The sequence below is a fragment of the Ensifer sp. EB106-03-01-XG145 genome, assembly GCF_058792075.1.
The window spans coordinates 906,279-923,148 of record NZ_JBYTEC010000001.1 but is presented as its reverse complement, the minus strand read 5'-3'; the positions used below and the strand labels follow the sequence as shown (position 1 = coordinate 923,148).

At 61.7% G+C, this 16,870-nt stretch carries 19 protein-coding genes; 5 read left to right on the top strand and 14 right to left on the bottom strand.

What is annotated here, in order from left to right:
- The first annotated feature begins 25 nt into the window (after nucleotides 1–25).
- Together AC3WWH_RS04445 and AC3WWH_RS04440 are read left to right on the top strand one after the other, a co-directional pair.
- Nucleotides 26–637, top strand: a complete 612-nt coding sequence (locus AC3WWH_RS04445; RefSeq protein ID WP_057250658.1) for a GNAT family N-acetyltransferase — start codon at nucleotides 26–28, stop codon at nucleotides 635–637.
- Nucleotides 637–3,546, top strand: coding sequence for an EAL domain-containing protein (locus tag AC3WWH_RS04440; protein ID WP_058320375.1), 2,910 nt, complete (start codon nucleotides 637–639; stop codon nucleotides 3,544–3,546). The genes AC3WWH_RS04445 and AC3WWH_RS04440 overlap by 1 nt, the downstream gene beginning before the upstream one ends.
- A gap of 113 nt (nucleotides 3,547–3,659) precedes the next feature.
- Here AC3WWH_RS04440 and AC3WWH_RS04435 read toward each other — a convergent pair whose 3' ends face one another.
- The gene (locus tag AC3WWH_RS04435) at nucleotides 3,660–4,265 is read right to left on the bottom strand and encodes a YqgE/AlgH family protein (RefSeq protein WP_057251089.1); all 606 of its coding nucleotides are present in this window, start codon (nucleotides 4,263–4,265) and stop codon (nucleotides 3,660–3,662) included.
- 169 nt (nucleotides 4,266–4,434) lie between these two features.
- Here AC3WWH_RS04435 and AC3WWH_RS04430 point away from each other — a divergent pair, with 169 nt between their 5' ends.
- Both AC3WWH_RS04430 and AC3WWH_RS04425 read left to right on the top strand, forming a co-directional pair.
- A complete protein-coding gene (locus AC3WWH_RS04430) occupies nucleotides 4,435–5,277 on the top strand; it encodes a protein-disulfide reductase DsbD domain-containing protein (RefSeq protein ID WP_058320376.1) in 843 nt (280 codons plus the stop codon).
- A gap of 74 nt (nucleotides 5,278–5,351) precedes the next feature.
- On the top strand, nucleotides 5,352–5,837 hold the full coding sequence (locus tag AC3WWH_RS04425; protein WP_058320377.1) for a peroxiredoxin: 486 nt from the start codon (nucleotides 5,352–5,354) through the stop codon (nucleotides 5,835–5,837).
- Between the two features lie 47 nt (nucleotides 5,838–5,884).
- Here the strand turns inward: AC3WWH_RS04425 and rnhA are convergent, their stop codons facing one another.
- The 13 genes from rnhA to coxB form a co-directional block, all read right to left on the bottom strand.
- Nucleotides 5,885–6,352 carry a ribonuclease HI gene (gene rnhA / locus AC3WWH_RS04420; protein ID WP_057250667.1) on the bottom strand — a complete coding sequence of 156 codons (468 nt, stop codon included), beginning with the start codon at nucleotides 6,350–6,352 and terminating at the stop codon, nucleotides 5,885–5,887.
- Nucleotides 6,349–7,329: a homoserine kinase gene (locus AC3WWH_RS04415; RefSeq protein WP_058320378.1), complete on the bottom strand. Its 981-nt coding sequence runs from the start codon at nucleotides 7,327–7,329 to the stop codon at nucleotides 6,349–6,351. The genes rnhA and AC3WWH_RS04415 overlap by 4 nt, the downstream gene beginning before the upstream one ends.
- A gap of 38 nt (nucleotides 7,330–7,367) precedes the next feature.
- Entirely contained in the window at nucleotides 7,368–8,378 is a 1,011-nt protein-coding gene (gene ispH, locus AC3WWH_RS04410) for a 4-hydroxy-3-methylbut-2-enyl diphosphate reductase (protein ID WP_057250671.1), read from the bottom strand.
- A 3-nt stretch (nucleotides 8,379–8,381) separates the two neighbouring features.
- Nucleotides 8,382–8,747 carry a DUF1304 domain-containing protein gene (locus tag AC3WWH_RS04405; protein WP_058320379.1) on the bottom strand — a complete coding sequence of 122 codons (366 nt, stop codon included), beginning with the start codon at nucleotides 8,745–8,747 and terminating at the stop codon, nucleotides 8,382–8,384.
- A 56-nt stretch (nucleotides 8,748–8,803) separates the two neighbouring features.
- Complete coding sequence (locus tag AC3WWH_RS04400; RefSeq protein WP_057250675.1) at nucleotides 8,804–9,568, bottom strand: SURF1 family protein; 765 nt, start codon at nucleotides 9,566–9,568, stop codon at nucleotides 8,804–8,806.
- Nucleotides 9,537–9,920 carry a DUF983 domain-containing protein gene (locus AC3WWH_RS04395; protein WP_058320380.1) on the bottom strand — a complete coding sequence of 128 codons (384 nt, stop codon included), beginning with the start codon at nucleotides 9,918–9,920 and terminating at the stop codon, nucleotides 9,537–9,539. The genes AC3WWH_RS04400 and AC3WWH_RS04395 overlap by 32 nt, the downstream gene beginning before the upstream one ends.
- Complete coding sequence (locus AC3WWH_RS04390; protein WP_057250679.1) at nucleotides 9,917–10,405, bottom strand: L,D-transpeptidase family protein; 489 nt, start codon at nucleotides 10,403–10,405, stop codon at nucleotides 9,917–9,919. Before AC3WWH_RS04390 ends, AC3WWH_RS04395 begins: the two co-directional genes overlap by 4 nt.
- Nucleotides 10,406–10,507: 102 nt before the next feature.
- Nucleotides 10,508–11,386: a cytochrome c oxidase subunit 3 gene (locus AC3WWH_RS04385; protein ID WP_057250682.1), complete on the bottom strand. Its 879-nt coding sequence runs from the start codon at nucleotides 11,384–11,386 to the stop codon at nucleotides 10,508–10,510.
- Nucleotides 11,387–11,450: 64 nt separating this feature from the next.
- Nucleotides 11,451–12,044, bottom strand: coding sequence for a cytochrome c oxidase assembly protein (locus AC3WWH_RS04380; protein ID WP_058320381.1), 594 nt, complete (start codon nucleotides 12,042–12,044; stop codon nucleotides 11,451–11,453).
- An 11-nt stretch (nucleotides 12,045–12,055) separates the two neighbouring features.
- The gene (locus AC3WWH_RS04375) at nucleotides 12,056–12,196 is read right to left on the bottom strand and encodes a cytochrome c oxidase system small membrane protein (RefSeq protein ID WP_043619862.1); all 141 of its coding nucleotides are present in this window, start codon (nucleotides 12,194–12,196) and stop codon (nucleotides 12,056–12,058) included.
- On the bottom strand, nucleotides 12,196–13,152 hold the full coding sequence (locus AC3WWH_RS04370; protein ID WP_058320526.1) for a heme o synthase: 957 nt from the start codon (nucleotides 13,150–13,152) through the stop codon (nucleotides 12,196–12,198). The genes AC3WWH_RS04375 and AC3WWH_RS04370 overlap by 1 nt, the downstream gene beginning before the upstream one ends.
- 98 nt (nucleotides 13,153–13,250) lie before the next feature.
- Nucleotides 13,251–14,939, bottom strand: a complete 1,689-nt coding sequence (gene ctaD / locus AC3WWH_RS04365) for a cytochrome c oxidase subunit I (protein WP_492376897.1) — start codon at nucleotides 14,937–14,939, stop codon at nucleotides 13,251–13,253.
- Nucleotides 14,940–14,959: 20 nt separating this feature from the next.
- Nucleotides 14,960–15,841, bottom strand: a complete 882-nt coding sequence (gene coxB, locus AC3WWH_RS04360) for a cytochrome c oxidase subunit II (protein WP_057250688.1) — start codon at nucleotides 15,839–15,841, stop codon at nucleotides 14,960–14,962.
- A gap of 341 nt (nucleotides 15,842–16,182) precedes the next feature.
- On the opposite strand from coxB, the gene AC3WWH_RS04355 reads away from it, so the two are divergent.
- Nucleotides 16,183–16,737, top strand: a complete 555-nt coding sequence (locus tag AC3WWH_RS04355) for an invasion associated locus B family protein (protein WP_492376896.1) — start codon at nucleotides 16,183–16,185, stop codon at nucleotides 16,735–16,737.
- The last annotated feature ends 133 nt before the right edge of the window (nucleotides 16,738–16,870 follow it).

Below are 16,870 nucleotides of genomic sequence, written 5' to 3'. Positions count from 1 at the left end.
AAACTGGACGGCCTCGGAGGCAGCTATGACACGATCGGTTTTTCGGTTCCTGTCGCGGCAGCCGGAGGCGATCGAAATTGCCGACCAGAATTATCTGCTGCGGCTCCCGCGCTATGCCGATTATCGTCAATGGTACCAGCTCAGAAGCGAGAGCCGCGCCTTCCTGGAGCCTTGGGAACCATCCTGGCGTACTGACGAGATGACAGAGAGTTCCTTTCGCAGCCGGGTCATCCGCAACGAACAGGAATATTCGTCCGGCCAGGCCGTGCCCCTCTTTCTTTTCCACAAGCCAGACGAGACGCTGCTCGGGGGCCTGACCATCGGCCACATCCGCCGCGGCGCCGGGCAAAACTGCATGATCGGCTACTGGATGGGCGCGCGCCACGCCGGCAAGGGCCATATGTACGCGGCCCTGAGGCTCGCTATTCCCTACATCTTTTCGACCCTTGAGTTGCACCGTATTGAAGCAGCCTGTATTCCGGACAACTCAAGAAGCATCCGGCTCCTTGAAAAGGCCGGTTTTGAGCGTGAAGGCTACTTAAGACAGTACTTGAGAATCAATGGCCAGTGGCGAGACCACGTGCTCTTTTCTCTCCTGTCCGACGATGCCCTACCGAACAGGAATATGCCCCTTTGATGCCTCTAGCCCGCTCGCCCTTCGCCTGGTCAGCCTCGAAGCTGGCAGCGTTTCTGATTACGCTCACGGCGTTTTTCTGCGCGCTAGGCGGTGCGGCCCAGGCTCTGGAGCCGGTAAAGATTTCGCGCGAGGACACCGCGCTCGACCTGACGGCAACGACCGAGATCTACAGCGGCCGCAACGAGGCCTTCCAGGTCTCAACGGCGCCCGGAACCGACGGCATCGTGCGCCGCATCGAAGTGCGCTCGAGCAGCGAAGACCATCAGGGCGACTGGGCGGTGTTCGCGCTCGCCAACGTTTCGGCCGAACCGCTCGACCGCGTGATCGTGGCGCCGCATTTCCGGCTGGTGAATTCCAAGCTCTTCTGGCCAGATCTCGGCTCCAAGCGCATCCTTTCGATCACGCCCAGCGAAGGCTTCGCGCTGAGCCGCGAGCCGAGCGACGAGGCGGACGTCTTCCGCATCACGCTGGCGCCGGGCGTCATCATTACCTTCGTCGCCGAACTCGCGACGCCGGAGCTGCCGCAAATCTATCTGTGGGAGCCGGACTCCTACAAGGACACGGTCAACGCCTTCACACTCTACCGCGGCATCGTGCTTGGCATTGCCGGCCTGCTCGCGGTGTTCCTGACCATTCTTTTCGTCGTCAAGGGAACCTCGATGCTGCCGGCAACGGCGGCGCTCGCCTGGGCGGTTCTCGCCTATATCTGCGTCGATTTCGGCTTCCTGTCGAAGCTCATCAGCGTCACCGCAGGCGACGAACGAATATGGCGAGCGGGCACCGAGGTCTTCCTCGCGGCGGGCCTCGTGATCTTCCTGTTCACCTATCTCAATCTCAACCGCTGGCACCAGCATCTGGGTTACGCCACGCTCGCCTGGATCCTGGGCCTCGGCCTGCTTTTCGGCGTCGCCGTCTATGATCCGGCGATTGCGTCCGGCATCGCCCGCCTCTCCTTCGCGCTGACGGCAACCGTCGGGATCGTGCTGATCGCCTATCTCGGCTTCAACCGCTACGACCGCGCGATCCTTCTGGTGCCGGCCTGGCTGCTCATACTCGTCTGGCTCTTCGGCGCGTGGCTGACCGTCACCGGCCAGCTCGCCAACGACATCGTGCAGCCGGCGCTCGGCGGCGGTCTCGTCCTCATCGTGCTCCTGATCGGCTTCACCGTCATGCAGCATGCGGTTGCCGGCAGCGGCTACCAGCAGGGTCTGTTCTCGGATCTCGAACGCCAGTCGCTCGCGCTCACCGGCTCCGGCGACACCGTCTGGGACTGGGACGTCGCCCGCGACCGCGTGGTGACCATGCCCGATATCTCGACGCAGCTCGGCCTGTCGCTCGGCAGCATGCATGGCCCCTTGCGCAACTGGTTGCCGCGGCTCCACCCTGATGACCGTGACCGCTTCCGGGCGACGCTCGACGTGCTCCTCGAGCGTCGTCGCGGCAAGCTCAATCACGAATTCCGCGTGCGCGCTGAAGACGGCCACTATCACTGGCTTTCCATTCGCGCCCGGCCAGTGCTCGGCGCCAACGGCGAAATCATCCGCTGCGTCGGCACGATCATCGACATCACCGAACAGCGCAATTCCGTGGAACGTCTGCTGCACAACGCGCTGCTCGACAATCTGACCGGTCTTCCGAACCGCCAGGTCTTCCTCGACCGGCTGCAGGCGATCCTGCTGATGGCCGACGGCAGCAATTCGGTCCACCCGACGGTGCTCGCGATCGACATCGACCGCTACAAGCAGGTCAATGATCTCCTGGGCATCGCCGCCGGCGACAACATCCTGATCGCCTTGACGCGACGGTTGCGGCGGCTCCTGCGCCCGCAGGACACGCTTGCCCGCCTCGGCGGCGACCAGTTCGGCCTGATCCTGATGTCGGAGCGCGATCCCGCCAAGGTCGCGGATTTCGCCGACGCGGTGAGCAAGGCGATCATGGTGCCGCTCAACTACGGCAACCGCGAAATCAACCTGACGGCTTCGATCGGCCTCGTCTCCTGGCTCGACCAGGAGCAAAGCGCAGCAGGCCTGCTCGACGATGCCGAGCTCGCCATGTTCCGGGCGAAAAAGGAAGGCGGCAATCGTGTCGAGCCCTTCCGCCCTGCTTTCCGTACTTCTGGATCGGACCGGCTTCAGCTCGAAGCCGATCTCAAGCGGGCGATCGAACGCAAGGAGCTCTCGCTGGTCTATCAGCCGATCGTCCGGCTGAATGATGCCGAGATCGCCGGTTTCGAAGCGCTGATGCGCTGGGATCATCCGAAGCGCGGCAACATCTCGCCGACCGAGTTCATTCCGATTGCCGAGAATTCCGACCTCATCAACCAACTCGGCATGTTCGCCTTCGACAAGGCAACGAGCGATCTGACGGAATGGCAAGTCCAGGCCGGCGACCTGCCGATCTTCGTCTCGATCAACCTTTCGAGCGCGCAGCTGCTCAACAACGAGCTCTATGACGACGTCCGCGCAATTCTCACCAAAAACCGCTGCGATCCCGCCAAGGTGAAGATGGAACTGACGGAATCGCTGGTGATGGAAAATCCCGAGCAGGCCCGTCTCGTTCTCGAAAAGCTGAAGGAAGCCGGATTGAAACTGGCACTCGACGACTTCGGTACCGGCCATTCGTCGCTTTCCTACCTCACCCGCTTCCCCTTCGACACGATCAAGATCGACAAAGCGCTGGTGCGCGACCCGAGCGACAAGCGCGGCATCCTGCTGCGCTCGGTGATCACCATGGCGCGTGAGCTCGACATGCAGGTGGTGGCCGAAGGTATCGAATCCGAAGACGATGCGATCCAGCTTTCACAGATGGGCTGCGACTACGGACAGAGCTTCCTCTTCGGCCCGCCGATCGGCTCGGAATCGATCCAGCGACTGTTGAAGGAGCGCTTTCCGCTGATGAAGCGGGCGTGAGTTCGGCAACACGACGCCGCTCAGCGCGCAGATCGCCATAAGCCCGTCGGCTACAGCCCGGCGGGCTTTTCATTTCAGCATGAATGATTGAAGAACGCCGGCTAAGACGGCGATCAGGCGTGACCTGCGTCCACCGAGAGCATCGCGGCCGACACGCCCATCAGCGCCAGCGCCCGGTCGTATTTGTCGTCCAGCGCCTTGTCGAAGATCAGTTCCTCGCGTGCCGGGCTCGTGAGCCAGCCGTTCTGGGTGATTTCCGCCTCGAGCTGCCCCGGACCCCAGCCGGCATAGCCGAGCATCATCGTCGCCCTGACTGGCCCCTCCCCGCGCGAAATGGCGCGGACGATATCAAGCGTTGCCGTCAGGCAGATGTCATCGCTGACCGGAATGCTGGAATCGCTCAGATAGTCGTCGGAATGCAGCACGAAGCCGCGCCCGGTCTCAACCGGTCCGCCGGCCTGAATCTGGAAGTCTCGTGTCATCTGCGGAAGCCGGATCGCCTCTTCCTCGTCGAGAATATCGAGGTGGAGCAACACGTCCGGAAAGGTCAGTTGTTGAGGCCGATTGAGCACAAAGCCCATCGCGCCGTCGTCTGAATGGGCACAGATGAAGATCACCGTGCGGGCGAAATTGGCATCAAACATTCCCGGCATGGCGATCAGGAATTGACCGTCAAGGAAACCTCGCTCCCGTCTCTTCTGCGCCATCGGAGTCGACATCATGGGAACAGCCTACCAATTCACCGCGAAATGAAAAGCGCCTCAGCGTCGCGGCCGGGAAATATTGCACGCACGACGTTCACTTCGCCGTGTCCGATCAAGCGATTATGATCGTTGCTCTCTTCGCAGCGACTGGAGCAGCATCGGCAAAAGCGATATTGCTTCCGACATGATCCAGCGCTCCACACATCAGAACATGGCCCAGTTCATTGGCGCGGCAAGCCTCATCGCCGCTTTTTTTCTTACCGTCGCTGCACAGGCGGCCACCAGCGATTGGGTGACCTCTCCAGGCGGCATGATCCGCCTCGTCGCAGCCCAACCCAGGCAAGATGGCACGATCCCCGCAACGCTCGAAGTCAAGCTCAACGCTGGCTGGAAGACCTATTGGCGCGAGCCGGGCGCAAGCGGCATCCCTCCGCAGGTGACGATCGATCCGGCGAGCGGCGTCGTACTCGAGAAGGTCGGCTTCCCCGTGCCGAAGGCGTTCGACGATGGTGTCGTGCGCTACGTCGGCTACGACAAGTCGGTCGCTTTCCCGCTGACGCTGAAGCGCGTCCAGGGCACGGGCGACGTCAATATTCGCGCCTCGGTGTTTCTCGGCATCTGCGAGGACATCTGCATCCCGGTTCAGGGCGAGTTGACGCTGGCGCTGAAGCAGGGCGATTTCGACAATCCGCTCGACAGCGCGCGCATCGATGACGCCGTTGCCGCCCTGCCGGAAGCGCCTTCCAAGGACTTTGCCGTCACGGCGAGCCGCTATGATGCGGAAAAAACCGAGCTGCACCTCTCCGTGCACTTGCCTGATGGCGCGGACCATCCGGAGCTGTTTTTGGCCGGCCCCTCCGGCGTTTCCTTCGGCAAGCCCGAGATCTCGACCGAGGGCGAGACGGGCCTCAGCGCAGCCGTCCCGGTTCGCCTCTCCGGCAAGGACAGGGAACTCAAGGGCAAGCCGATCGTTGTCACCATACGGACCAAGGGCCGCAGCATGGAGACGACCCTTGCCTTTGATTAGGCCGCATCTATAGTCCGCCGAGTTCTCCGACGAGTGCGGAGAAGTGAAGACGCAAGCAACGCAAGGAGAGTGCCGTGACCATTACCGTCGGAGACAAACTGCCAGCCGCAACCTTCAAGGAAAAAACCGCCGACGGTCCGGTGGAGGTCACCACCGATCAGCTCTTCGCGGGCAAGCGCGTCGTGCTCTTCGCCGTTCCAGGTGCCTTCACGCCCACCTGCTCGCTCAACCATCTGCCCGGTTACCTCGAAAACCGCGACGCGATCCTTGCCCGCGGCATCGACGATATCGCCGTCGTCTCGGTCAACGACCTGCATGTGATGGGTGCCTGGGCAACCGCATCCGGCGGCATGGGCAAGATCCACTTCCTTTCCGACTGGAACGCCGCTTTCACCAAGGCACTCGGCATGGACATCGACCTTTCGGCCGGCACGCTTGGCGTCCGCTCGAAGCGCTATTCGATGCTGGTGGAAGACGGCGTGGTGAAGTCGCTCAATCTCGAAGAAAGCCCGGGACAGGCGACCGTTTCCGGCGCTGCCGCGATGCTCGAGCAGCTCTGAGCGCAGAGTTAAGTGCAAATGGAAACGGGCCTCAACGGGCCCGTTTTTCATTTCACGAGAAGAGAGTCCGGACGGCGCCCCTTCTTGTAGGGTTCCATGCCCTTGCGGGCGAGCTCGTCGGCGCGCTCGTTTTCCGGATGGCCGGCGTGGCCCTTGACCCAATGCCAGGTCACCTTGTGTCGGCGGTTGGCTTCGTCCAGCGCCTGCCAGAGTTCGCCATTCTTCACCGGCTTCTTGTCCGCGGTTTTCCAGCCGTTCTTCTTCCAGCCGTGGATCCACTTGGAGATGCCGTCCATCACATATTTGCTGTCGGTATGCAGATCGACCTCGCAGGCGCTCTTCAGCGCGTCGAGCGCCGAGATCGCCGCCAACAATTCCATGCGGTTGTTAGTCGTCTCGGCTTCGCCGCCGGAGAGTTCCTTTTCCACCTCGCCGTAACGCAGCACGGCGCCCCAGCCACCCGGCCCCGGATTGCCGGAGCAGGCACCGTCCGTGAAGATGTCGACGTGTTTCATGCCCGGCCCTCTTCGCGTTTCAGGCCGTATTCAGCGCTCGAAGCGATGGCGCGGTGGAAGCGGATCTTCGTCAGATATTCGAGCGGATCTTTCTTGACGACGAGCGCGCCAGCGGGCGTCATCAGCCAATCATAGAGCCGCGTCAGGAAGAAGCGCAGCGCCGAGCCGCGGCAGAGCAGCGGCAGGGCGTCGACCTCCGCCGGCGTCAGCTTGCGCACGCTCTCGTAGCCCGAAAGCATCGCCATGCCCTTGGTAATGTTGTAGGAGCCGTTTTTCTCGAAGCACCAGGAATTCAGGCAGACGGCAACGTCATAGGCGAGATAGTCGTTGCAGGCGAAGTAGAAGTCGATCAGGCCGGAAAGCTGGTCGCCGAGGAAGAAGACATTGTCCGGGAAGAGATCGGCGTGGATGACGCCATCCGGCAAGGACTGCGGCCAATGACGTTCCAGATGCTCGAGTTCCGCCGATATCTCGTCCTTGAGACCCGACTGCACCTCGTCCGCGCGCGCCTCTGAATTGACCCAGAGTGGCCGCCAGCCGCCAACCGAAAGCGCATTGGTGCGCTTCAGCGCGAAGCCTTCGCCGGCAAGATGCATGGCGGCAAGCGCCTTGCCGACCTCGTGGCAGTGTTTTGCCTCGGGCTTCCTTAGCCACATGCCTTCGAGGAAAGTGATGACGGCGGCGGGGCGACCGGAGAGCTCGCCGAGCAATTTACCATCGGCCCGCGGCAGCGGTAGCGGGCAGGACAGGCCGCCGTCGGCCAGATGGTGCATCAATCCCAGGAAGAATGGCAGGTCATCGGCGTTCACCCGCTTTTCGTAAAGCGTGAGAATGTAGGAGCCCTTGGTCGTGTGCATCAGGAAATTGGAATTCTCGACGCCCTCGGCGATCCCCTTGTAGGAGGTCAGCTGGCCGACGTCATAGGCGGTGAGAAAACGGGAGAGATCGTCTTCCGTGATATCGGTGTAAACTGCCAAGGGCTTCCACTCTCAAGAAATGCGGGCAAGAAATGTGACTATTCGCCGTTGACGAAGGCCATGTCGGCTGATGTCAGCGGCACATGGCGGATTTCGCGGTTGACGAGGAAGTTTTCGTTTTCCTCGACCGTATCGGCAAGTTCCACCTTCGCGTCGTAACGTTCGCGGAATGCCTCGATGATCTCGTTGACGATCACTTCGGGCGCCGAGGCGCCGGCCGACAGACCTACCGTCGAGATATCGCCCATCGCATCCCAGTCGATTTCCGATGCACGCTGCACCAGCACGGACTTCTTCGCGCCGGCCCGCAGCGCCACTTCGACCAGTCGCTTGGAATTGGAAGAGTTGGGCGCGCCGACGACGAGGAACAGGTCGCAGCCCGGCGCTGCCTGCTTCACCGCCTCCTGACGGTTGGTGGTGGCGTAACAGATCGAATCTGCAGCAGGCGCCGTCAGGTTCGGAAAGCGCTCGTGCAGCCGCTTGATGACGCCGGCCGTATCGTCGACCGACAGCGTCGTCTGGGTGACGAAGCCGAGATTGTCCGGGTCCGGCGGCTGGTAGACGTCGGCATCTTCGACCGTTTCGACGAGCGACACGGCGCCTTCCGGCAACTGCCCCATGGTGCCGATCACCTCCGGATGACCGGCATGGCCGATCAGCACGACGTGCCGACCGAGGCGGTGATGGCGCATCGCCTGCTTGTGGACCTTGGAGACCAGCGGGCAGGTGGCGTCGAGATAGAAGAGATTGCGGGCGTCAGCATCCGCGGGCACCGATTTCGGCACGCCATGGGCCGAGAAGACCACCGGCTGCTTGCGGTGCTCCGGCGGGATCTCGTCGAGCTCTTCGACGAAGATCGCGCCCTTGGCCTCAAGGCCCTCGACGACATAGCGATTGTGCACGATCTCGTGGCGGACATAGACGGGCGCGCCGAACTCCTTCAGCGCCAGGACGACGATCTGGATCGCCCGGTCGACGCCGGCGCAAAAACCGCGCGGCCCGCAGAGGCGAATGGTGATCGGGGATTTTGCTGCCGCTGATGATGCCATGGATCAGAATGCCAATAGAAGGAAAACAAGCGCTGCGATCGCCGGGCCGCCCTGGATTAAGAGGATGCGCGGCTTGACCGACCACGCGCCATATATAGCGGCAACGATCACGCACACAAGGAAGAACACCTTCAGCTCGAAGGCAAAGGACGGTTCCGACTGGATCAACGACCAGAACAGGCCGGCCGCGAGAAAACCATTGTAGAGACCCTGGTTCGCCGCAAGGACGCGTGTTGTCTCCGCTTGCTCCGGTGTCATGCGGAAGACAGCCCTCCCCCGAGGTCCTGTCCACAGGAACATCTCGAGCACGAGAAAGCCGACATGCAGCAAACCCGTCAACGCAATCAGAGTGTTCGCGATAATCGCCATCCTTGTTCCCCGCTGTCGATCCCTTCAGCAGGGTTAGCACGGCGGCGCCGTCCGGGCTATCGCCCGCGGCGCGCCACGTAAATGCCGCTGACCAGCACCAAAGCTGCCGCCAGCCCATACCAAGTCAGGGCGTATTGCAGATGGTTGTTGGGCAGGTCGAACTGGGTAACGCCGCCGATCGGCAGACCGCCAGGGTTGAGTGTCGCATCGGCATCGACGAACAGCGGCAGCACCTTGTCGGCCGGAAGCCCGACCGACGACGCCATCGTGTCGAGATCCTTCCAGTAGAAGATGTTCTTGGCGAGATCATTGTCCGGAACGAGCGACGACGGCTTTTCGGTGAGCTTCGGTCTTGCAAGACCGTGGACACCTACGAAGGCCGGAAGCTCGCCCGCGAGACGGGTCGACGATTCTTTCTGTTCGAAGGGCACGAAGCCGCGATTGACGAAGAGCACGCGGCCATCGTCGAGCGTCAGTGGCGTGAAGACGTAATAGCCGGTGCGGCCGTTAAAGGTCGCGAAGAAATGCCGCTCCTTGCTGTGATCGAAGGTGCCTGTAACCGTGACGGTGCGGTAATCGATGTCCACCCCATCTGCGAGCATCTTCTCGATGTCGCCAAGCGACACCGGAGGCGCCGACCGACGCTCCTGGATCGCGGTCAGCAGGCCTTCCTTCCAGTGCAGCCGCTGCATCTGCCAGGTGCCGAGCGAGATAAGGATGGCGAAGGCGACGGCGAGCAATAGGAAGGCGCCGAGGCGTCCGAGGAGGCCGCGCTTCTTGACTTCGATCTCAGCCACGGTCGATTTCGCCCGGGCGCGCATTGTTGCGGTACTGCAGGTTGATCAGGACGCCCTTCAGCATGCGTGTCAGCGCGAGGCTGAGGATGGTCGCGAGCGGGATCCACAACAGGAAATGCAGCCACAGCGGTGGGTTGAAGTTGACCTCCGCCCAAAGCGCCGCGCCAACGACGACGAAGCCGACGATCAGGATGACGAAGACCACCGGGCCATCGCCGGCATCGGCAAAGCGATAGTCCAGGTCGCAGCTTGTGCAGGCCGGTTTGACCTTGAGGAAGCCGTCGAACAGCCTGCCCTGGCCGCATCGCGGGCAAAGCCCCTTGATCCCTGTCATCACCGGGTCCACCGGCGGGAAATGTGCCTTGTCTTCGCTCACGGCTTGATCTCGATCGGTGTGTTGTTGGGGACCATCGTCCAGATTTCTTCCATTTCGGCATTGGTAACGGCAATGCAGCCATTCGTCCAATCGAAGCGCTGCGTCAAAAACGCCAGCCAACCGAAATAATTGGGCTGGCCATGGATCATGATCATGCCGCCGGGATCGACCCCATTTGCGACCGCGGCCTTGGTATCTTCCGGTGCCGGATAGGAGACGTGGATGGACTTGTAGTAGCCGCTTCCCGGATTGCGCCAATCGAGGAGATAGAGCCCTTCCGGCGTCCTCTCGTCGCCTTCCTGCCGCTTGTGACCAACGGGGTTTCCGCCGAGCGCGACCGCATATTCGCGGATCAACTGGCCACCGTGGAAGAGCTGCAAGAGCCGCCGTTCCTTGTGGACGACGACCCTATCCGCAACGTCGGCCGCCGCAGCCGAGACGGAGCCGGCCAGCACCGCCATGACCATGATCGACGCAACCCGCATTTCGCACCCCCGTCGCGTTGCCATCATCACAAGCCACCAAAAGAACAAGGCGGCTGCATGGCTGCAACCGCCCTGTTCATAAAGATCGAGATGCTCGCGCTATCAGCCGTGAGCGATCGGCGCACCCCAGCTGCCCCAGATGTAGATGGAGAAGAAGAGGAAGAGCCAGACGACGTCAACGAAGTGCCAGTACCAGGCAGCCGCTTCGAAGCCGAAGTGCTGCTTGGGCGTGAAATCGCCGCGCAGGGCACGGATGAGGCAGACGAGCAGGAAGATCGTGCCGACCAGAACGTGGAAGCCGTGGAAGCCGGTCGCCATGAAGAAGGTCGCGCCGTAGATCGAGTCCTTGAAGGCGAACGGAGCGTGGGCGTATTCGTAGCCCTGAACGAAGGAGAACAGCACGCCGAGCGCGACCGTCAGCATCAGGCCCGAGATCAGGCCCTTGCGGTCGTTGTGCAGGAGCGCGTGATGTGCCCAGGTGACCGTCGTGCCCGAAAGCAGCAGGATGACGGTGTTGTAGAGCGGCAGGTGCCACGGATCGAGCACTTCGATGCCCTTCGGCGGCCAGACGCCGCCGGTGAAGGTGGCGCGGGTTGCCTGGATGGCTTCGCCCGGGAACAGGCTCGCATCGAAGAAGGCCCAGAACCAGGCCACGAAGAACATCACTTCCGAAGCGATGAACATGATCATGCCGTAGCGCAGGTGCAGCGACACGACGCGGGTGTGGTGGCCCTCATGCGCTTCCTTCACCGTGTCCGACCACCAGCCGAACATGGTGTAAAGAACGATGATGAGACCGGCGAGCAGGATCCAGACGTTGGCGAGCTCGAGGCCGAAGATCTTCAGCGAGCTGCCCGCGAGGTAGCGCATGTAGCAGATGCCGCCGAACGCCATGACGAAGGCGCCGATCGATGCAAGCAACGGCCAGGGGCTCGGGTCGATGATGTGGTAGTCGTGATTCTTCTGATGCGCACCGGCCATGTCAGTAATCCCCGAAATGTCTCTCTCTTGTCGCCCTTCCGGCATAGCCGAAAAGGACCTCCAGTCAAAGTTTGTTCTCTTGCGTCTTCACCTGCGCCACCGGTTTCGACGGTTCGCGTGGGTAGAAGGTGTAGGAAAGCGTCAACGTCTTGATGTCCTTGGTCTCCACCGCCTTGACGATCTCCGGATCGACGAAGAATACCACCGGCATCTCCATCTCCTCTCCCGGCTGCAGCGTCGTCTCGGTGAAGCAGAAGCACTGTACCTTGTTGAAATAGGCACCGGCCTGCATCGGCGTGACGTTGAAGGTCGCCTGGCCCGTCGTCGGCTTCGACGACAGGTTCTTCGCCCGGTACATCACCTGCACGGTTTCACCGATGCGGATATCGATGTCGCGCTGGACCGGCTTGAACTCCCAGGGCAGACCGCCCGAGGTGTTCGCGTCGAAGGTGACCCTCACCTTCTCGTCCAGGATTACGTCCGAAGCCTGCTCGACGCGCTGCGTCGTACCGTTATAGCCGGTGACGCGGCAGAACATGTCGTAGAGCGGCACGGCGGCATAGGCCATGCCGACCATGCCGGCGACGAAGGCAAGGCAAGTGCCGACGACGACGCGGTTCGAGCGCTGTTTGGGCGTGGTTTCCGATGAACTCGTCATGCCATCCCGCCTCAGTTGACCATGCCGTTGCCGAACTTGATCAGCGTGACGATGTAGAACAGGACGACAAGCCCGAAGAGGACGAAGCCGAGCGCGATGTTGCGACCGCGGCGCGATTTCTTCTGGGCATCAGTGAGCTTGACGGTTTCCATCAGGCAATACTCCCGGCGTGCAGCCAGATATTGACGATCAGGTGATCCGCCATCAGGGCGGAGAAGATCACGAACAGATACATGATCGAGAAGGCAAACAGCTTCTTGGCGGGCAGCATGCGCTCATCCGCTTCCGGCATGCGCAGCACGCCGATCGAATACCAGATGAAGCCGAGACCGAGTGCCGCTGCCACGAGGCCGTAACCGATGCTCGCGAAACCGAGCAAGGTGGGACAGATACCGATCAGCGCGGTCAGCACGGCATAGATGACGATCTGCTTCTTGGTGGTCGCCTGGCCGCAGACATTCGGCATCATCGGCACGCCGACGGCGCCATAGTCGCCCATCTTGAAGAGGGCAAGCGCCCAGAAGTGGGCTGGCGTCCACAGGAAGGTAATCAGGAAGAGAACGATGCTTTCGATCGAGACGGCGCCGGTGACACAGGCCCAGCCGATCATCGGCGGGAAAGCACCGGCCGCACCGCCGATGACGATGTTCTGCGGCGTCGAGCGCTTCAGCCACATCGTGTAGATGACCACGTAGAAGAATATGGTGAAGGCGAGCAACCCGGCTGCGAGCCAATTGACGGCGAGCCCGAGGATGATCACGGAAAAGGCGGAGAGCGTCAGACCGAAAGCCAGCGCTTCCTGCGGCAGGATCTTGCCTGCCGGGATCGGGCGCTTGGCGGTACGGCTCATGACTGCGTCGATATCGGCGTCATACCACATGTTCAGCGCACCGGAGGCGCCGGCGCCGACGGCGATGCAGAGAATAGCGATGAAGCCGATGAAGGGATTGATGTGGCCCGGCGCGAGCACCAGCCCGGCGAGTGCCGTAAAGACGACGAGGGACATGACACGCGGCTTCAGAAGCTCGAAATAATCGCGCGCAGAGGCTTCGGACAGGCGCGCAACGCCTTCCATGCCGACTGCTTCGTGATTGTCGATGACCGTCATGTCGTGTCCCTGTGCAAGTCCCGGCCGCAATGGCCTTGTGTCGCCGGTTTCCCGGCGGGGTGAAGCCGCCGGAACCGGCGGCTTCTGTTCGTTGCCCGTCACTTGATGCGCGGGAGCTGCTCCCACTGGTGGAACGGCGGCGGCGACGACAGCTGCCATTCCAGAGTGTTCGCGCCCTCGCCCCACGGGTTGTCGCCTGCGACGCGCTTCTTGGCGAAGGCTTCGAAGACGCCGAAGAGGAAGATCAGCACGCCGACGGCTGCGATGTAGGAGCCGTAGGACGAAACCATGTTCCAGCCGGCATAGGCATCCGGATAGTCGATGTAGCGGCGCGGCATGCCGGCGAGGCCGAGGAAGTGCTGCGGGAAGAAGATCAGGTTCACGCCAATGAACATGACCCAGAAGTGCAGCTTGCCGACGAGCTCGGAGTACATGTAGCCGGTCATCTTCGGGAACCAGTAGTACCAGGCCGCGAAGATCGCGAAGACGGCGCCGAGCGACAGAACGTAGTGGAAGTGAGCAACCACGTAGTAGGTGTCGTGCAGCGAACGGTCGAGGCCGGCGTTGGCGAGCTGAACGCCCGTGACGCCACCGACGGTGAACAGGAAGATGAAGCCGATCGCCCAGACCATCGGGGTCGTGAAGCGGATCGAACCACCCCACATCGTCGCGATCCACGAGAAGATCTTAACGCCGGTCGGAACAGCGATAACCATCGTCGCGAAGACGAAGTAGCGCTGCGTGTCGAGCGACATGCCGACGGTATACATGTGGTGCGCCCACACGATGAAGCCGACGGCGCCGATCGCGACCATGGCGTAGGCCATACCGAGGTAGCCGAAGATCGGCTTGCGCGAGAAGGTGGAGACGATGTGGCTGACGATGCCGAAGCCCGGCAGGATCAGGATGTACACTTCCGGGTGACCGAAGAACCAGAACAGGTGCTGGAACAGGATCGGGTCGCCGCCGCCTTCAGGCGCGAAGAAGGCCGTGCCGAAGTTGCGGTCGGTGAGCAGCATGGTGATGCCGCCTGCCAGAACCGGCAGCGAGAGCAGCAGCAGGAAGGCGGTGATCAGAACCGACCAGGCAAAGAGCGGCATCTTGTGCAGCGTCATGCCCGGAGCGCGCATGTTCAGGATCGTGGTGATGAAGTTGATCGCACCGAGGATCGAGGATGCGCCGGCGATGTGCAGGCCGAGGATCACGAAATCCATGGCCGGCCCGGGCATACCCGATGTCGAGAATGGCGGATAGATCGTCCACCCGCCGCCTGCACCATAGGCACCGGCCGGTCCCGCGACGAACATCGACAGGAGCACCAGCAGGAAGGCCGGGATGATCAGCCAGAAGGAGATGTTGTTCATGCGCGGGAACGCCATGTCCGGCGCACCGATCATGATCGGAACCATCCAGTTGGCGAAGCCGCCGATCAGCGCGGGCATGACCATGAAGAAGATCATGATGAGCGCGTGCGCGGTCGTGAACACGTTGAACATGTGCTTGCCGCCGTCGATGGCAGCATCACCCTCGAAGCCGTAGACCATCTGCGCCAGACCGTGGAAGATCTGGATGCCCGGCTCCTGCAGTTCGGCGCGCATGAACACCGAGAGCGTGCCGCCGATGATGCCCGCGAAAATCGCGAAGATCAGGTACAGCGTGCCGATGTCCTTGTGGTTGGTCGACAGGAACCAGCGCTGAAAGAAGCTCAGAGGCTTATGCGCATGGTCTGCGTGGCCATGATCGGAGTGATCATGGCGTTGATCGTGATGAACGGCTGTTCCAGCCATGGGTCGAGCTCCCCTTCCGATTACTGTGCGGCGTTTGCGGCGACGTCGACGGTCTTGGCCGCATCGATGGACGCCATGAGCGCCTTGTTCGCATCGCCGAGATTGGTAGCGGCGGCTGCGAGCCAGGTGTCGTATTTTTCCTGCGAAACAACGCGGATCGCGATCGGCATATAGGCGTGATCCTTGCCGCAGAGCTCGGAACACTGGCCGTAGTACAGACCTTCGCGGTCAGCCTTGAACCAGGTTTCGTTCAGGCGGCCGGGAACGGCATCGATCTTCACGCCGAAGGCAGGCATTGCGAAGGCATGGATCACGTCGGCGGCGGTGACGAGGACACGAACCGTCTTGCCGACCGGAATGACAACTTCGTTGTCGACGGCGAGCAGGCGCGGATATTCCTTCTTGTCTTCCTTGCCGAGGGCGGCGCGATCTTCATCCTTCACCAGCAGGCTGTCGAAGGAGAGCGGGCTTTCGCCGACTTCATATTCATAGGACCAGTACCACTGGTTGCCGGTCGCCTTGACCGTCAGGTCCGGATTGGCCGGCGGCGTGAGCTGCGCGGTCAGGAGCTGGAAGGACGGAATGGCGAGGAAAAGAAGCACGATGACCGGACCGACGGTCCAGACGACTTCGATGGCGGTGTTGTGGCTGGTCTTGGAGGGAACCGGGTTAGCACTCTCGCGGAACTTGACCACGACGATGATCAGCAGGAGGAGAACGAAGAGGGTGATCGGAATGATGAACCACAGGGTATAATGTTCAAACCACGTGATTTCTTCCATGATGCCCGTAGCGGCCGACTGAAAGTTCGTCTGCCAATCGACAGGCTTGTCAGCAAAGGCGCTCGAAGCAAAAAGCAGACAGGCAAGCGCTGCCAGAACTGCATAAGCCTTGTTTTTCACAATATGTCTCCCCAATGCGCTTGATCAGGATCAAACCGGAACGCAGAATCCCTGCGATACTGCTGCGCTTCAAACCACAGTTTGTCCGATGCCGCAACATCTGACCAATCAACCCCATGCGGCATTTTTGCACAAACGCATCTTTTCACACAGGCACCCCTTAGAAGCCGTCACGAATCGACTTATATGACGTCTTCCGCGCCCCTAAAGGCGCGATCGCACGCGGTTCGCGCGGCAACACACAGGATAGGGCGTTAACCCGCCCAATTTCCGCCATATGACGCTGGAATGTGCCCCGCAGGGCTTTTCATTTATTCCCGCGCGCTTCAAGAATAGCCCTGATGATTCGACGTTTTGAGGTTTACATGGGCCTGCCCCTCTTTTCGCGACTGTCGGCCTTCGCCGCCTTCGGCCTTGCCGTTCTCGCTCTCCCCGCTCAGAGCCTGGCCCAGCAGCCCGCCGGAACACCCGGCACGGTCAAGTCCAACCACGGCGCGTGGTCGATCGTTTGCGATCAGCCGGCAGGCGCATCCACCGACCAGTGCGCGCTGATGCAGAACGTCATTGCCGAGGACCGGCCGGAAGTCGGCCTGTCGGTGGTCGTGCTGAAGACGGCGGACCGCAAGGCGAAGATCCTGCGCGTGCTCGCTCCGCTCGGCGTGCTGCTGCCAAACGGCCTCGGCCTCAACGTCGACGGCAAGGATATCGGCCGCGCCTACTTCGTGCGCTGCTTCTCCGACGGCTGCTATGCGGAAGTCGTGCTTGAAGATGAATTGCTGAAGACCTTCCGCTCCGGCGCGAAGGCGACCTTCATCGTCTTCCAGTCGCCGGAAGAAGGCATCGGCATCCCGGTCGATCTCAAGGGCTTCGGCGAAGGCTACGACGCGTTGCCCTGACCGGTCGCCGGACCCCACACAAACAAGACACAGGGCCGCGCTTCGAGCGCGGCTTTTTTATTGGCAGCCGCCGGCACAAACGACAAAGCCCGGATCGACGATCCGGGCTTTGTCGTATTCAGAGACGTCAAGC